Origin of the sequence: Pseudoalteromonas maricaloris, from assembly GCF_024746855.1 — a bacterium.
GTDB classification, from domain to species: Bacteria; Pseudomonadota; Gammaproteobacteria; order Enterobacterales; family Alteromonadaceae; genus Pseudoalteromonas; species Pseudoalteromonas maricaloris.
Genome location: NZ_CP024626.1, coordinates 477,583 through 494,999, shown reverse-complemented (window position 1 = coordinate 494,999; position 17,417 = coordinate 477,583). Strand labels below are relative to the sequence as shown.

At 43.4% G+C, this 17,417-nt stretch carries 15 protein-coding genes; 4 read left to right on the top strand and 11 right to left on the bottom strand.

Features of this window, described 5'->3' with window-relative positions; translation table 11 throughout:
* Positions 1 to 38 precede the first annotated feature (38 nt).
* Complete coding sequence (locus tag CTT31_RS19955) at positions 39 to 764, top strand: tetratricopeptide repeat protein (RefSeq protein WP_045989895.1); 726 nt, start codon at positions 39 to 41, stop codon at positions 762 to 764.
* Between the two features lie 199 nt (positions 765 to 963).
* Positions 964 to 1,131, top strand: a complete 168-nt coding sequence (locus CTT31_RS19950) for a DUF2986 domain-containing protein (protein WP_084204271.1) — start codon at positions 964 to 966, stop codon at positions 1,129 to 1,131.
* A gap of 178 nt (positions 1,132 to 1,309) precedes the next feature.
* Here the strand turns inward: CTT31_RS19950 and CTT31_RS19945 are convergent, their stop codons facing one another.
* From CTT31_RS19945 to CTT31_RS19910, 8 genes are all read right to left on the bottom strand, one after another.
* The gene (locus CTT31_RS19945) at positions 1,310 to 1,684 is read right to left on the bottom strand and encodes a VOC family protein (RefSeq protein WP_260492879.1); all 375 of its coding nucleotides are present in this window, start codon (positions 1,682 to 1,684) and stop codon (positions 1,310 to 1,312) included.
* A gap of 205 nt (positions 1,685 to 1,889) precedes the next feature.
* Positions 1,890 to 3,293, bottom strand: a complete 1,404-nt coding sequence (locus tag CTT31_RS19940) for a coniferyl aldehyde dehydrogenase (protein WP_260492878.1) — start codon at positions 3,291 to 3,293, stop codon at positions 1,890 to 1,892.
* Between the two features lie 144 nt (positions 3,294 to 3,437).
* Positions 3,438 to 4,886, bottom strand: a complete 1,449-nt coding sequence (locus tag CTT31_RS19935) for an SLC13 family permease (RefSeq protein ID WP_010605318.1) — start codon at positions 4,884 to 4,886, stop codon at positions 3,438 to 3,440.
* A gap of 12 nt (positions 4,887 to 4,898) precedes the next feature.
* Complete coding sequence (locus CTT31_RS19930) at positions 4,899 to 5,849, bottom strand: porin (RefSeq protein WP_174169303.1); 951 nt, start codon at positions 5,847 to 5,849, stop codon at positions 4,899 to 4,901.
* Between the two features lie 161 nt (positions 5,850 to 6,010).
* Entirely contained in the window at positions 6,011 to 7,369 is a 1,359-nt protein-coding gene (locus CTT31_RS19925; protein WP_211857164.1) for a sigma-54-dependent transcriptional regulator, read from the bottom strand.
* A complete protein-coding gene (locus CTT31_RS19920) occupies positions 7,362 to 9,083 on the bottom strand; it encodes a sensor histidine kinase (protein WP_260492877.1) in 1,722 nt (573 codons plus the stop codon). The genes CTT31_RS19925 and CTT31_RS19920 overlap by 8 nt, the downstream gene beginning before the upstream one ends.
* A 140-nt stretch (positions 9,084 to 9,223) precedes the next feature.
* Positions 9,224 to 11,053 (bottom strand): M28 family metallopeptidase, encoded by a 1,830-nt coding sequence (locus tag CTT31_RS19915; protein ID WP_260492876.1) that lies wholly within the window; start codon positions 11,051 to 11,053, stop codon positions 9,224 to 9,226.
* 140 nt (positions 11,054 to 11,193) lie between these two features.
* Positions 11,194 to 13,377 (bottom strand): M4 family metallopeptidase, encoded by a 2,184-nt coding sequence (locus CTT31_RS19910; protein WP_260492875.1) that lies wholly within the window; start codon positions 13,375 to 13,377, stop codon positions 11,194 to 11,196.
* A gap of 537 nt (positions 13,378 to 13,914) precedes the next feature.
* On the opposite strand from CTT31_RS19910, the gene CTT31_RS19905 reads away from it, so the two are divergent.
* Positions 13,915 to 14,442 (top strand): hypothetical protein, encoded by a 528-nt coding sequence (locus CTT31_RS19905; protein WP_260492874.1) that lies wholly within the window; start codon positions 13,915 to 13,917, stop codon positions 14,440 to 14,442.
* A gap of 16 nt (positions 14,443 to 14,458) precedes the next feature.
* Positions 14,459 to 14,893: a hemerythrin domain-containing protein gene (locus tag CTT31_RS19900; protein WP_138580573.1), complete on the top strand. Its 435-nt coding sequence runs from the start codon at positions 14,459 to 14,461 to the stop codon at positions 14,891 to 14,893.
* A 61-nt stretch (positions 14,894 to 14,954) separates the two neighbouring features.
* On the opposite strand, the gene CTT31_RS19895 is transcribed toward CTT31_RS19900, so the two are convergent.
* The 3 genes from CTT31_RS19895 to CTT31_RS19885 form a co-directional block, all read right to left on the bottom strand.
* Entirely contained in the window at positions 14,955 to 15,692 is a 738-nt protein-coding gene (locus tag CTT31_RS19895; protein ID WP_260492873.1) for a sulfite exporter TauE/SafE family protein, read from the bottom strand.
* Positions 15,693 to 15,738: 46 nt separating this feature from the next.
* A complete protein-coding gene (locus tag CTT31_RS19890; protein ID WP_260492872.1) occupies positions 15,739 to 16,428 on the bottom strand; it encodes a pirin family protein in 690 nt (229 codons plus the stop codon).
* A gap of 83 nt (positions 16,429 to 16,511) precedes the next feature.
* Positions 16,512 to 17,411, bottom strand: a complete 900-nt coding sequence (locus tag CTT31_RS19885) for a LysR family transcriptional regulator (protein ID WP_260492871.1) — start codon at positions 17,409 to 17,411, stop codon at positions 16,512 to 16,514.
* Positions 17,412 to 17,417: the final 6 nt, after the last annotated feature.

Genomic DNA, 17,417 nt, shown 5'->3' with positions numbered 1-17,417 from the left:
ACAACATAGTTAGCATAGCTACCTTAAGGAGGTCTATGATGTTAGGCAGGATTTCGAAAGCATGTATCGCCATTGCACTATTAAGCCAAGCACCTTTGGCAACAGCTGGATTGGAAGAAGGCATAGATGCACTCAATGCTGGCAGGTTCGAAGAAGCACTACAAGAATTCAATTATTTAGCTGAAATGAACTACGCCCCGGGCATTTATCAACTCGGTGTAATGTATGAAGGCGGCTATGGTGTCGTCAAAAATCCACGTAAAGCGGCAGAGTTATTTCAACAAGCCGTTAAACTTGGTGAAGCCGACGCAATGTTTGCGCTAGCAGTCATGTATGACGAAGGTCGCGGCGTTAAAAAGGACCGCTCTAAATATGTTGAGCTAATGACCAGAGCGGCAAACAAAAACATGCCAGCTGCGCAATTTAACGTAGCGCTGATGTATGCAAACGGTGACGGTGTACCACAAAGTTACCGCCACGCACTTAACTGGTATGAAAAAGCCGCCGCAAACAACTACACCTTAGCCATGTTTAATTTAGCACTCATGTATTTTCAGGGCTTAGGAGTCGAGAAAAGTATTGAACGCTCGTACGTATGGAATACGTTAGCGGAGTTTAATGGTTATGCTGAAGCCACAAAGAGCCGAGTGCTCGACGAGAAACAGCTTTCTCCTTCACAAATCGAACAAGCAAAAGAACTCGCTAATAGTATTTACGAGCGAATTCAAGCCGGTAAATACGTAGCAGAAACACGTACTAAATAATCTAAGCTTAGATTAAGAAAAGTGTTAAACAATAGAGGTCTCCTGCGAGGCCTTTATTATTTTTCCTTATTAAGATTGGGTCAGTATCGTCACACCTAGGTAACAGTCATGCTCATTGTTAACTGCGGCAATCTTTTTACATTGTTGAACTCGCTAACACTAAGGTAAACTAGCACTTCATCCATAATGAGCTGTGAAAATGAACCGCAAAAAGAAAATTTACGAAACCTTAAAGAAAAAAGACAAGCGTGCTAATGCTAAACTCCACAAAAGCAACAAACCGCGCTACATCTCAAAAGCAGAGCGTGAAAAAATCGCAGCCCAGCAAGACAGTGAGGAGTTAAATAGCGAAAACAATGAACATTAATTGCCCGAGTTTTGTGTCTGCTCGTCATTAACCGCTTTAATTTCAATCACTTTTTAACTATGATTCTGCATTGCTGCCGACTTCAATCAATCTTCCAACGTTAGATGAGGATCTCTGCTCTCAAATTAAAATTGATTTGCTGGTTTGAACAGTGAAAATTCACACGTGTTAGGTGTTACTACCGCCATGACTCCGAGTCTTTGCAAACAAGGTGGATAATCGATGCAGGGCTTGACACCCAGAATGCCTGAAATCCTTCAGGTAACGGCTCGATTTCATCACAGCGTACGACGCCAGCAGCTTTGAGGTGCTCTGACGCTGCCGCAATATCATTGGTAACAATCTCGAGCCATGTTTCGGCTTGGCTGATACCTGGCACGCGGTCGAGCCAGAGATTATTGGAGCCAAACTCAAAACCAACTGATGGAGCATGCTCTGTTATTTCTTTAAGGCCGATGACATCGCGGTAAAACTGAAGAGTTGCCTCGTACTGATGAGGCGGCAGCTTCATGGCGATATTACGACCAGCTGTGAACTTAACCTTAGTATTCATGTGAACTCCTTCCTGACTGAAACTGTAATCCTGTATCGTGTTAGCCTGAATATTGGGCTGAGCCAGCACTCTCTCTAGCATCAGCTTTTTTATCTGCTGATATAGTGAAGTCCCATAAAAATAACCACTGATATTTCAAGCTAAGTCTTATCTTTAAGTATATTGGATCTCAATATGTAATGGCGCTTTGCTCAACACATTAACGCTACTTTTTCCTCAAAAAGAGCCACTCTAAAGGCTTTGTAAGCAGCTTCGAATGGCTAAGCAGCATTTTATTACGCCATTTAGTATTATTGGATTGGAGAATGGGCTTTTTATGGCTAAAGGTATAAAAGCCCTCTTCGCCATGATATTGACCCATACCAGAGTGACCTAGGCCACCAAAGGGTAAAGACTCAACAACCACGTGCACTATGGTTTCGTTGATCGCTAGAGTCCCCGTTGCGAGCTCCTTTGACACTTTATTCATGGCAACCTGAGACTGTGTAAATAAATAACTCGCAAGTGGTGTGGTGTCCTCCCTAATATAGCTAATCGCATCATTTACGTTGGATATTTTTAGGATGGGCAAAATCGTTCCAAATAACTCCTCTTGCATCACCCTCATGCTTTTGTTGACCTGAGTGATGATATGCAGAGGTAGCTGACGATTGTCGCGTGCTGGCTCAGCTTGCCATACACTCGCACCTTTACTTTTGGCATCAATAATAATGTCGTTTAAGCGCTGAAACTGTCTGTCGTTAATAATTGAAGTTTGGTTTTTTACACCTACTTTTGTTTTATATGTTTTTTCGTAGTGCTGTTTCAGCTCAGCAATAAATGCGTCGTATTTTTCTTCGTGCACTAACACATAATCTGGTGCAACACAGATTTGACCTGAATTAGAGAGCTTACCCATTAACACGCTCATCGCAGCGGCGCTGATATCAGCGTCATCAAGTACTATAACAGGTGACTTCCCCCCTAACTCTAAGGTTACCGGTGTGAGATTTTTAGCCGCAGCCGCCATCACCTTTTTGCCAACTGCTGTTGAACCTGTAAATAGCAAGTGATCAAATGGCTGCTCAGTAAAAGTCGCGGCAATATCAGGTCCACCTTCAATGACGCACACTTCATTGTCCAATCCTTTAAAAATGGCTCTTATCACCGCATTCACCTTGGGAGTGAACTCGCTCAACTTGAGCATGACTTTGTTTCCAGCGGCGAGGGCGGTAATCACGGGAACAATCGCTAGCTGAATAGGATAATTCCATGGGGCTATCACGCCCACGACTCCTTTTGGCACAATCTCAATTTTTGCCTTAGACGGTAGCCACTGCGCACCGGGTGAACGATGCTGCACTTTGCTCCATTTGCGCAGGTGCTTCGCGATATAATCAATTGAATTGATGCAAGGCATGATGTCTGCAATCACGGTATCGAATCGACTCCGAGTACCAAAATCCTGATTTGCCGCCTCAACTAATTGATCTTGCCGCTGCAACATACGTGATTTTATTTCAGTTAATAGACGTAAACGCTTTTCAAGCGCGGGGTAAGATTCTTGGTTAAAGCGACTTTTTAACTGAGTAAACGTAGCTATGAGGGTGCTGGTATTATCTTCAATCATTATCAGGTCCTGCTAATGTCTAATTTGAATATAGCAAGGAAAAAACAACGGGTCTATCTTCAAAAAACTAGGTATTACTATTGAGGCAGGCTGCGTATGACCGAGTTGCCTTTCGATGGACACAGCCTGTGGAGAATGGCAACTTTAAAACCCTAGTATGCTCCTTGCCAAAGTCAAGGTAACAATTGTAATTAACCCTATCGCGACTAAGTTCAAAACAAACCCTGCTCGGATCATGTCTTTAATTTTAATCTCACCCGAGCCAAATACGATGGCATTTGGTGGTGTTGCAACAGGCATCATAAAGGCGCAACTGGCCGCGATTGCAGCAGGAATAACCCAAGCTAAAGGAGAACCCGTGATTGATTCAGCGACAGGACCAAGTAAAGGTAAAAAGCCTGCAGCCGTTGCGGTATTGCTGGTAATTTCCGTTAAGAACGTAATAAGCGCAGCAACAACTAGTACTCCAAGCACTAAACCCATGGCATCCGCCCCCGCAAGTAAGTTAGCGATGTAATCGGCAAGTCCTGAAGATTTGATCTGTGCCGCGAGCGATAAACCGCCGCCAAATAGAAGTAAGATCCCCCAAGGCACCTTAGCTGCGCTTTCCCAATCTAAAATACGTTCGTCACTTCCCGACTTGGCTGGAAGAACAAATAGTAACAGTGCAGCGGCAATTGCAATGCCAGTATCTGACAATTTAAGACCCGTAACATCGCCAATTAGCGGTCTAAAGATCCAGCATACTGCCGCTAAAATAAATACCGCAAAAACCCCTTTCTCCGCACGAGACATTTCACCGAGTGCTTTTAATTGGGAAGTAAATAACGACTTAGTATCAACATTAATTTCTTCTTTATCGACCTTGTACGTCACTTTGGTCAACCAGAACCAAGCAAATGCCAGCATCACCAAAGACAAAGGCACACCAATCATCATCCAAGTGGCAAAACCAATCTCAATTTGATAACTGTCGGATAAGTATGCAGCCATTAACGCATTTGGTGGCGTGCCAATTAAAGTTGCAATACCTCCAATGCTGGCTCCATAAGCGATAGAAAGTAATAGCGCTTTAGCAAAGCTTTGGCTATCTCCACCCTGCTCTTTTACCAAGTGAATAACCGAAAGTGCAATCGGTAACATCATTACTGCCGTTGCCGTGTTTGACATCCACATAGATAAAAATGCTGTCACGCCCATCATCGCTAAGATCTGTATACTCGGTTTAGTGCCTGCGAACAACATGGTATTCAGCGCGATGCGTTTATGCAGCCCCCACCTTTCCATGGCGATTGAGAGCAAAAATCCACCCAGAAATAGATAAATCAAAGGATGCGCAAACGGTGCAGCGACTGCTTTAATAGATGCAATCCCGACTAAAGGCGAAATAACCAAAGGTAATAACGAAGCCGCTGGAATAGGCACAGCTTCGGTTATCCACCAAGAGGCTAGCCAAAACGCTAGGCCTGCGGTTCTCCATGCCTCAACCGACATGCCAGATGGTGGTTCAACCAAACAGATCAGTAACATTACCAAGGGACCAAGCCACAGAAACAGCTGCGTTTTTATCGTTTTTTTATTCTCTTCTGTCATTATCTTGAACCTTTAAAACTTATATTTTAAACCAACAGCGATGCTAGTATCGTCTTGTGTTTCAAGGTCGAGCTGCGTTGCCATTACATACAAGTTAGTTTGTTTATCAAAAATATAGTCTGTACCTAGCGTCCACTGAGTCGCATCTTCACTGTGGCGTAATCCGCTTGAGTCTTTGGCAAACTGTAGCTTCGGACGCCAATTATCGTCGAGTTGGTAACTTGCGCTTAGCACATAGCCATTACCTGATTTGTCTTTCGCTAGATTTTCACTGTCTTGGATGATGGCACCAAGTTGTAGCTTTTGCCACTTGTAAGCCAACGCGATACGCGTAGCAACCAAATTACCAATACTGTCGGTATGACTCAGAGCAACATAGTAATCTTTATTTTTTAATGCTCGGTCACCATAAATTGCGGTAGCTGCAAACCCAGTTTCGTCGTTGCTCGCGTCGTCTTTCGGTGTGTAGGTCAGAGAAAAAGAAAAGTCGTTCCATTTAGGTGAAGAATAGGTAATTGAATCACCAACTCTGTCTTGGCCTGCTAGCACTTGGGCAATATCACTTTGGGTTTCGTTAAATTGATCGATTTTCCCTTCACTAAACTTAAAACGCGTGTCGTTTCTGCCCACTAAAACCGTACCAAATTTACCTTCAAGGCCAACATAGGTGTTTCTTGCTGAAAATGGCTCGGTGGTATCGTCGTGTTCAAAACCTTTAACTTGTACTTCATATTTGTAGACGAGTTTTAGATCGCTTGATAAGCCGTGAGTGCCTTTTACACCAATTCTTGAAAATGGTGCGTCAATTTGTGTGCCCTCTTTGGTATAACGCATCACACCTTTGTCTGTGTTAGCAATTTGAACTTCTGCTTTACCATAAATGCTGTAGTCTGCGGCTAACGCAGAGGCTGATAACATTGCACTGGCAACTGCCAACGCCACTAAAGATTTACTTGCTGTCATAACTTGTCTCATTTTTTGATTATTGTCGCTTAAGACAACGCAATTCTGAGACCAGAGTTTATTTTTTAATATAAATCATATGGATAAATATAAATCTAAGATTAACACCAGCTAAAATGTGCGGATTTCCACACACTTAAATCTATAATGTGTCACTAAATTCACCCATCATCATTGGTGAACATAGTGCGATTTAAACCATACTTGCTCATCTTGTCGTACAAGGTTTTTCTCGGCACTTTTAATAAATTCATCGCATCTTTTATGCTACCTTGGCTTTGTGCCAGCGCTTCTTCAATTAACGATTGCTCGTAGTAGCTCACCTTCTCTGCCAAACTCAACGTTTCATCAGACAAATTGCTTTGCATGTTGTTACTCGCAGTCATCGCACCACCGAGTAAAATATGGCGCTCGGCGTGGTTTCTCAGCTCTCGCACGTTCCCTGGCCAGTCTTGTGCCAGTAGCTGCGCCTCTAATTCAGGGCTAATTGGCTGCATAGGTTTATGAAAGCGAGTAGCAGCAATGGAGCTAAAGTGTTTATATAGCAGCGGAATATCAGCTTTTCTGGAACGAAGTGATGGGATCATCACTTTGACGAGATTAAGTCGATAAAATAAATCCGAGCGGAATTTACCTTGCGCGACTAAGGTTTGTAAATCCACTTTTGTCGCCGCAACCACTCTAATGTCCAGTGCTATCGCAGTGTTGCTACCCACAGGCGTCACACTTCTTTCTTCTAAAACGCGCAGCAGCTTCACTTGTAAAGCCGCAGACATGGCTTCGATTTCATCCAAAAAAACCGTGCCGCCTTGGGCAAAAGAAAATTTTCCCTCGCGAGACTCTTTAGCACCCGTAAATGCACCACTTTTGGCACCAAATAATTCACTTTCAATCAGCTCTTCAGGAATTGCACCGCAATTGATAGCGACGAAGTTATGGTTTGAGCGCTCGCTATGGTCGTGTAAGTATCGTGCCACCAATTCCTTTCCTGTACCGGTTTCACCTTCAATCAATACGTCAGCTGGGGTATCAATCACAGCATCAAGCAAATGCAGCATTTGCTGCATCTGTTTTGTCTCACCTAAGATCCGCACGCCCGGCGCAGACTTTTTCTTAACTTGCGCTTTTAGCTCTCGGTTTTCCATCACCAACCGGCGTTTATCAAGCGCCCTTTCTATACAGTCAAGTAGCGGCTCTGACACTGGCTTTTCAAAAAAGTCGTAAGCTCCTTTTTGGATGGCTTTTACCGCCACTTCAACATCCGCAAAGCCGGTTAGAAATACCACAGGTAACTCAGAATCAAACTGCATTACCTGCTCTAAAAATTGAATGCCATTGACCTCGGGCATATTGATATCACAAAGCACAACACCGCTAAACTGACGAGAAAGCTTTTTTAATGCAGGCATTGCACTGGAAAAACACTGCACTGAGTACCCTTCTATTTCAAATAGTTGCTTTAGTGCATCTCGTATACTTTGTTCATCATCAATGATTAATAGTGTTTTCTCTTCAGTCATGTTGCGGATTCTTTGTGTGTAAACTAATTAAAAACTCGGCACCACCTTGCGGATGATTATGGGCACTGAGTTTGCCATGAAACGATTCAATGATCTGCTTTGAAATGGATAACCCTAAGCCCAAGCCATTACCTGACTTAGTGGTGTAAAACGGTTCAAATATGTTAGATAAAGCGTGCTGTTTTATCCCTTCGCCCGAGTCAATAATAGACAGCTGGATCTTGCCTTCATGCTCCACAGCGCGAATATAAATACATTTATTATCTTGCTCAACAATGGCTTGGCATGCATTGCTAATAATATTCACCAGTACTTGCTCAAACTTAAATGGATCGACCCAGATATTGCACGCAAGCCCATCACTTTGAATTGCTACACCGTAGCGTTTGAGTTCAGGCCCAACTATAACTAAGGCGTTATCTACTGAGTGTTTAAGGTTGGCCACCAGCATTTTATTATCATGATGCTGACTAAATGATTTTAGCTGCGCCACAATTTTATGCACTCGAGTGATCAAAGATTGGATCAGGACCATGTTTTCGACTACTTTGCTCACGTCTCCCTTTTGAGCCAGTCGTTTGGCGCTGGCAACATACGCACTCATGGCACTAAGCGGTTGATTGATTTCATGATTAATGCTGGCGCTGAGCTGCCCTATGGTTGCCAACTTGGCAGCGCGAATCAGTGCATCTTGCGCCTGCTCGAGCGCTTGCTTACGGCTGGCAACCTCAGCCTCGAGACTCCGCTGGCTGAAAAGCAGTTGTCTGTATCCTGTCAGTTTACTCAATGTGTACTCAACAACAACAAAGAGTAAAATCAATACCAGTGCGGTTACCCCAAGCCGCGGCCACTGTGCCGCTTTGATAGGCGCAACTTCATGTAGCAAATAAAGCGTGTATTGCTTGTTAAGCGGCCTCTTTTGCATCAGCGCATCGCTGCCATGTGATGAAGTTTTCACTCTGGTTGGTGAAAGCACGCGCCAATCAATCGGAAACAAAGATTCGTTTTCAAACTGCCTTGAGGATTCAATTTCTTTGCGCTTTGTTGGGGACAGTTCCCCTAACGAGGCTAACCGCCACTGCTCAACATCAGATGCCAGTACAATATGATTATCGTCCACGATTAAGAAATGGCTATCCGTTCCCGTATCAAGCTGGGCTTTATCTGATTCAAATTTACTGGCGTTAACCTTCATCACCACCACGCCCACAAGCGAGCCGTCTTTGTAGACAGACTTAGCAAAATAGAAGCCACGGGTTTTGGAACGTAAACCGAGCGCAAAAGAGACATGCTCATTGCCCTCGATTGTTTCGTAAAAATAGGGGCGAAAGGCAAAATTGCTGCCTTTATAGCTATGCGGCAAATACCAGTTGCTACTCGCAATCACAGTTCCACTGAGGTCTAGCAGGTAAACGTCTGACGCACCACTGGATATTTGAATGTCCTGTAGATATCTGTCCAGTTCATTGGAGTTTATAGCGGTTGCTTGCTGTAAGCCTGATTGCACCAAATTGCTTAAGCTCAATTGCGTTTGGATAGCTTGATAACGAGTAAATTCAGTCTGGATATAACTATTGAGCTTTTCTAGATTGGTTTTAGTCTGACCAAGGACATTTTCCTCATCCTGTGCCACATTGAACAAGTAGCTTGCCCACAGCCCACAAAATAATAATAAAAGATAAATTAATATCTTAACTGAGAACTTATGTGACACACGCAACTCCTAATTGAACTCTTTGAGTCTATCAGAAGCAGAATATCAATTAAATCAAATCTCTTTAAATCAATGTATCACTAAGCGCCAAGACCAGAGATAAACAAGGTTTTATCTCTGGTCTTAATTTTAAACGCGTATTAATTCGCGCTAATATTTAATGTTACATTGCTCGCTGCTTGGTAACCTTGCAGGCCGATATGCCAAGTGCCTGCCTGAGGATTGGAGATTGTACATACCTCATTATTGCCATTTTTGTATGGCCGACATTGGTAGGTACTGGTATTTGGTTGCGTGCCAAAATTAACATAAAGATCCGCATCTCCCGTGCCTCCCGACGTCGTAATTGTCAGGGTTTGATATCCCGCAGCTAGTGCTTGACTAAAATACTGCCACTGTCCGCTGGCGACAGAAATATTATTGATAGTTTCGTCAATAGGCGTATTGCCACTTGAGGTATCGTATTGTCCTACCAAACTGACTCCCGAAATCGCGTTCCATGCCTCTACCATCACGTAATACGTACCAGTTTGCACAGCGGAAATATTGCATTGCTCGTTACTAGACGAGTTAGTGCTCTTGCAGTCATGAGTATCCAAAGTAGGTTTGGAGCCATAGCGAACGTAGAGATCGGCGTCACCAGTGCCACCTGACGTGGTAAAACTTAAGTTAGTCGCACCTTGTGGTACTTCCATGGTGAAAAACTGTTGGCTTTTAGAAGCGCCAGAAATGCCCGTTTTAGCCACGCCATTTTCAAGCTCATTGTTTGGCTGTGGCGGAGGTGTATCACCCGCATTTTTACCGAGCTCAGCAACAAATGCCAGCGCGAGTTTTGCAAATTTTTGTGCATGTGTTGAATCAAATTCAGTATCGTTGGTGGTATGAATTTTTCTGTTGATCTCTGACATTCTTGATTCAAATGGCATAGAAGCTGGGAACCCTTGTTGATACCAAGATGCATGATCGGAGCAACCATAACCGCATTGGTCGAAGGCATAGCTTAGGTTTGGCAAATAAGTTTCAATTAATTGGCCTAAGAACTGATTCTGTGCGCTGTTTGTATAGTCTGTCATCATCACAATATCCGCACTACTACCATTGCGGCCAGTCATATCAAATTGTGTCATACCGACTACGTTTTTTCCCTGAGAGCTGTACGACTGCGCGATAGCTTTAGAACCTCGAAGCCCAACTTCTTCTGCCGCAAAGCCCATGATTTGGATTGTCCGCTGAGGCTGATAACCATCTTCAACAATAGCGCTTAGCGCTTCGGTAAGCACAGCTATCCCAGAGGCATTATCATCCGCCCCCGGCGCAAGCCCACTCGAGTTAGATTGGTTAATTGAATCAAGGTGTCCGCCGATAATAACGATTTCATCGCTCAGTTCACTACCAGGAATGGTGACAATCACTGAAGGCTGAGCCCAAGAATGGTTAAAATATTCAACACTAATATCTGAGCGACTTGCTGCAATATCACTCCATGTTTGCTTGACCCATGCAGCTGCATCAATGCCTGTTTGCGAGGTATAATAGCGGTTATAAAAACTAGTTAGCGAGTTGACGCTGCTGTCCAAGTTCACTGTACTGACTTTTGAGATTAAGCTGTTAACCCGTGTGGGGTTATCAATGCTGTAGTTAACCAGCGTCGCACTTGGGTTTATGCTTTCTAACTGTGCAAGATAGCTTTGCGCCTGCTCTAAGGAGTCATGGGCGACAAAACCACCACAGCGGTGATATTCGTCGTGCATAAATGCACTAAGGTGTGAATGTAAGTTTGCAGGTACTTTTAACGCTTTGACTTCGCTGTTTGGTAAAGAAAGCTGTTCGAAGTGAGTACCGCGAATAGAATTATGGACTTGGAAATGCTGACTAGACTTCGCATCCATCGTCACCCAAACCTCTTCAGACGCTTCAGAAAAGCCACTCAAACAGGCAATGCTCAGTAGCATAGGTGTAGTTAATTTCATTGTTGTATCCTCAACTCATTTGAATAACAACATGATTTAAGCGCTGAGCAAAATAAAAGGATTATTCAAATGAGGTAAATTTATGACCTTATTTAGGCCCGAATAAAGAAAGGGAGCTTGCGCTCCCTATAAACTGTTACTTAGTTCGCCTTAATATTCAGTGTTACACCGCTTGCTGCGCTATAGCCACGTAAATCAATATACCAAGTACCTTGCTGCGGGTTTGCAATCGTACAAGTCTCGTTGTTACCGTTTTTATAAGGGCGACACTGATAACTCGACGTTGTTGATTGAGAACCAAAGTTTACGTATAGATCCGCATCACCTGAACCACCTGAAATACTCACTTCAAGGCTGCTGTAGCTAGCATTTAGATCTTGCGTGAAACGTGTCCAGCTGCCAGATGCAACACTAACATTTGACTCAGTGCGGTCAATTGGTTGAGTTCCACCTGTTGAGCTGTATGTACCGGTCAAAGTTACGCCCGAAATCTGATTCCACGCTTCGACCATCACGTAGTACTTACCAGCTTGAATGTTACTAATATCGCAGCTTTCGTTGCTTGTAGACGTTGTGCTATTACAGTCATAAGTGTTTAACGTCGGACGTGAGCCATACTTGACATAAAGGTCCGCATCACCACTACCACCAGAAGTGGTGAAGTTTAGGCTAGTCGCATCAGCTGGCACATCAAGGGTAAAAAACATTTGCTCTTTTGCCGCGCCACTGATCCCAGTACGAGGCTGACCGTTCGTTAACTCTTCATCGCCACCAGGAGGAGGTGGTGGGTTAGTGTCACAGCTACTACCTGTGCTTAAGTTAGAGTTAACGCCAACGGCTGCTAACGCAGCTTGTACATCACCTGGTTCATAACCTAGGTCACATGCCGCATCCATCACGCCATTACCAGCTAAGTCCCAGTCAGTATTCGCGGTCCAATACATTTGGTTAGCTTTTGCCATTACAATAAAGGCTTTTTTCGTATCCCAACCTGCCGTAGTTGCCAGATTGTAGAAGGCTTTGTTGAACACCCCTGAAGTGTGGTGAACGTCCATGCTAGACGTATAGTTAGACTGATGATCGATTGAGCGACCGTCTTGTGTTGGATCATTCATATAACGCAATGCGCCACTGCCTTTGAAGATGTCTTGGCCAACTAACCAGTCATTGCTGCCTTTCATAAAGAATTCAGCAGCTTCACCTGCCATATCAGAAAACGCTTCGTTCAAGCCACCTGACTTATAACGGTATACCAAACCTGAGTTTTGTTCTGTAAAACCATGACTTACTTCGTGAGCAGATACATCAAGACTTACCAACGGATAGAATGTATTTGCACCATCACCAAATGTCATCGCACTGCCATCCCAAAACGCATTTTCATAGTTGCTACTATAGTGCACACGCATTTTAAGCTGGAACGACAATGGCGCAGTACCTAACCAATCGTTGTACATATTAAATACAACATTACCAAAATAATGCGCGTCGTTGAGCGGTGAATACGCACCGTTAATTTCTTTAACGGTATTCTCTGGGCACGTAAAGCTATGTGCAGTCGAGCCACTGCTACTGTGATTTAAGTTGATTGTCTTAACATTCGCGTTCGTCATGGTACAAGTACTGCCTGACTGCGCCACGTCTAGATGACCATAATCAGTACCATACTGGTAACGACCCGTTTTTTGGTTACCGCCAGGGCCCGTCGCATTTGCATGCTGCAAATTGTTGAAGCTTTCCAATACTTCGCCTGTGTTTGCATCAATGATCAAATATGGACGTTTAGGCTCATCACCATAGGTAACAAAAGTGACTTCGTACACTAAACGTGCCGTTGAATTGCCATCAAGCCAGATCGCAAGGCGAGATTTCTCGTTATGTTTTTTAAGCTTTTTGCCTGCACTAAGCGACTGTTTTTCAAACAGACTCAATGCCATTTTGGCATTTAGCTTAGGTTTTACCGATCCGATGTCAGCCGCGATGTTATAAACCGCCGCACCGTGAGCCTTTTTAAGCGCACCGGCATCGTCAAACGTTAAAATGACCGAATCGCCAATCACTGGTAATCCTTGGTACATTTGTTGAAAACGCTTAGTTACTTCACCTTTTTTACTATTGAAGCTTTTAAGTTCCTTTAGTTGGCTCGCATTTTCTAAGCCAATCAGCACTTCTGGCTGTGTACTCAACACAGTTTGAGAAGCAGATTTAAGCATAGTATTAATGTCAGCTTGCTGGTTTAGGTATTGTTTTGTCGCAGCTTGAGCACTGAGCGAAGTAAACGCAATCGCACACGCCGTAGCCATAGTTACTGTAGATAATTTCACGAATTACACTCCTAGTATTGTTGTTTTATTGTCCTTTTCATCATTGCTTCGCGAGAAGTATTGGATGAAATGTGACTGTTTTCTCCTTCAACTGCAGAAGACATGGCAAGCCTATTAGCACTTACCACGCCTTATTAGACTAGGCAGCAAATCAAATAAATAAACCCCAAAGTTAACATTTTAATAATATTTAATTTACTTTAAATATTTATGCAATGCTTTCATGCATTTGTTTAAAAAACAGACCCAGACTTAATATCTTGAATTAAGTAACAAAACACATCTTTGTAAATTTTTTGATACGATATGAGTAAATATGCCAATTTCTTCCCTAAACTAACTTTACAATCATTATGTTGTATCAAAACATGTAGTAACTACTCGGTAATTCTTTCTTGTTTGTGCTTCATTTGTTCAACCCCACAACACCTAGAGTCTAAAATTATTAATAAAATTCAATATATTAGAAATCTTACACTCTCGGTATAACACTTGCAGTTTGAATAATTACAAGCTGCAACGAAATTAGGAGGAGTAATGGATACTTTTGAAATATTATCCTACGCAGATCATAGAGTTGGGGCCGTTCTAACAGGGAAAGCAGCCGCAGAAGAATTGCAAAATGAATTGTTAAATAGCCACCTTGTTCAACATGAGCATCTACAACTGGTTAATCCGTATGACAAAGATGCTGACAAAAAACTTGAGCCTAAAAGCGAAAGTCGCCTTGCCAAGAACATGCTTAATTGGCATTTGTACCTTGGCAGCATGGGGGTGATATTAGGCTTTCTCATCGCGGGGCTATTGGTAAGTTATGGACCGGCTTTCACTCAAGCTAATCCTTATTTAACGTTTATCGCTTTATTAAGCCCAGGCTTATTTTTAGGGCTATTTGCTTCAGGCCTTATTTCTTTGCGTCCAGACAAAGATGCGTTTAATCAGGCGGTGATGAATAAAATCGCAGAGGGCAAGTGGCTGCTTATCATTAAAACGAATAATGAGGCGCATCGTGGCAAACTCATGTCGTTTTTTAAAAACAACAGTAAAGCAGACGTTTTAAGCTAGATAAGAGGTAATCTACATGGAAATTTTTAATGCAATAAAGCAAGATCACGATCATCAACGCGCCCTATTGAATATGTTGGCAGACACGTCTGGTGATTCAAAGGTTCGCGAGAAGTACTATAAAGAATTGAAAGATGCGTTGGAGGCGCATGCCATCGCAGAAGAAAGGTACTTTTACGCCCCGTTAATGGAAAGCGACATGACGATCGAAGACTCTCGCCACGGTATCGCGGAGCATCATGAAATTGATGAGCTAATTGAGGCACTGGATAATACGGAGTTTTCCGACCCTAGTTGGCTAACTAAATTGAAAAAACTCAAAGACAAAGTTGAGCATCACTTGGCCGACGAAGAGCAAGCGTTTTTCCAGCGAGCGGGTAAGGTACTTGATAAAAGTGAAAAGTCGCAACTTGCAGATGAGTATCAAAAAGAGATGGAAGAGCAGTTATAGCTTTCTATGCCCACAACATCTTGTGGGCATTTACTTTGCTAGATTTTGGTAACCGACACCATCACAGCAATTTACCAATTAATACCACTCCAAGTATGAGCAGTAGTCCGTTCATCACCAGTAAAAATTGCTTTTTAGGTAAGCGTTTCGCAAGGTGCACACCGAGTCTATTACCTAGCAACGCTAAAGGTGTAAAACAAATAGCAAGCAGCACATGTTGCCACTGTAACAACCCGGTTGCAGAGAAGGTCGCCAACTTAATCACATTCATCAGCGCAAATAGTACCGCAACCGTCGCGATATAAGCCGTTGGCTCCAATTTTCGAGCGTTAAAATACACCATGAGTGGTGGGCCGCCAGCATGAATTAAGGTCGTGGAGATACCAGCAGCGGTAGAGGTGCTCGCGGCCAGTAACCTTAAGTGCCCAACACTTTCAGGTGTATTTTTAATCAGTAAGCTTTTAAGCGCAAATACTATACTCATCGCTGCAATCACAACCGTCAGCCAAAACTCACTGACACCTTGAAGAAAAAGCGTTGCTAAGGCTATCCCGACTAGTGTACCTGGCAATAACCGCTTTAATTCCGACACATTCCATAAGCGCCAATAGCTCTTCAGGCTAAAAACATCCGCGACGATAAGTAGCGGAAGCATCAACGCAATGGCGTCCCTTGGATTCAACACCATCATCAAAATTGGAACAGAAAACGCCCCTAACGCGCCTGCAAAGCCAGACTTTGAAATACCACTTAGCAGAACGACAAGGGCAATTACTGCAAGTTGAATTGGTTCTGTCATTCTTCAATTCCTTTAATTTTAGGCGCTGAATTTAATACCAATTTGCTTAGTTAAGTAATAAAAACCACAGCGCTTCAACATCTGTTACTGCCGTAACCTGCATGTTGTCACCAGCAATCAGACCGATGCCATCGCCTTGCTGAAATGCCTCACCATCAAGCGTCGCTTCGCCGCCAACAATGTGCAAATAGGCTTTTCGCGCGCGCGCATTCAGCTCAATCTGTTGACCTTGATGTAGCTGCAAGCGGTGTATTTCAGCTTCTGCATTGATACTCAAAGTGCCCTTCTCGCCTGTAGGCGTAACAATCGGCGTAAGTGCACTACTTTGTTTAATTTGAATTTGTTCATAACTCGGCGTTATGCCCTTAAGCTTTGGCTCTATCCAAATTTGTAAAAAATGGGCAGGCGCTGTCTTTGAAGCATTATATTCTGAATGAAGAATGCCACTGCCTGCGCTCATTCTCTGAATTTCACCTGCTGCCACAGTAAACTGATTACCCATACTATCTTGATGTGCTAATTCACCGTCAATAACATAGGAAATAATTTCCATATCTCGGTGACCATGAGTATCAAAGCCATGACCACCTAGTACGGTATCATCATTGATCACCCTAAGATTACCAAATCCCATGTGGGCGGGATCATAATATCGACCAAATGAGAAACTATGTTGGCTTTGCAACCAACCAAAATCTGCTTTACCTCTATCTTGTGCTTTTCGAATATATCGCATGTTTCGCTCCAAACGCATGTTGATGACCTTAGTCTATTGCCTGTTTGAAACGAATAAAATTTGATAATTTAACATCAATCATTCTATTCAACAGAATCTTCCAGCTGCATGCACTGATATCTTAACTCACCAATAAAAGCGCGCGCGGCGGGCCCAAGCCTGTCACCATCTTTAAAAATAAGATGAAGCTGTGCTTTACGCTGACTATGTTGCGATAGTGGTAGTGGTTTCAAGACGCCAGAGTCTAGTTGCGTTTTGATAGCCGGAATAGGTAACCAAGCAAATCCTAAGCCTTGCGCTATCATATCTATCGAGGTTGTCATATGGCTCACCGTCCAACGTTGATGCGCCCCCAACCAACCTTCATCTTTTTTACGCGAGATTGCAGAGTCTCTTACTACGATTTGACGATGGGACTTTAAGTCCTCGAATGTAAGCGCGCGACCAAATTGATGTAATGCGTGATTGGGATTTGCCACTGCAACAAACTCGATTTGGCACAACTCTTCACTGAACCCGTCTTGTAAAGTAACCGGAGAAATAGCGATATCTACGTCGGTATTTTGCAAAAGTTCAGATGCGCCTGTTAATACTGACTCAACCAACTCGACACGCAATAAAGGGTATTGCGCAGATGTATTTTCTAGCACCTTATAGAGTACCTGCTGTGGGAAAATTTCATCGACCGCTATGCGCAGTTGACTCTCAACTCCCTCACCCAGCGTCTGCCCTACCGCTTCCACTTTTGCCGCTTCTTCCAAGAGATAATTGGCACGGCGCAGCATCATTTCACCCGCTTCGGTTAACAGGGTTCTTCGCCCTTCGACTCTAAAAAGCTTAACACCAAGGCCTTCCTCAATTTTATGGACCGCAGTGTGGATACTTGACTGGCTTTTATGTACTTCTTTAGCAGCTTGATTAAAGCCACCATATTCAACAACGGCTCTAAACATTCGCCATTGCTCTAATGTCACTCTCAACATACTGAT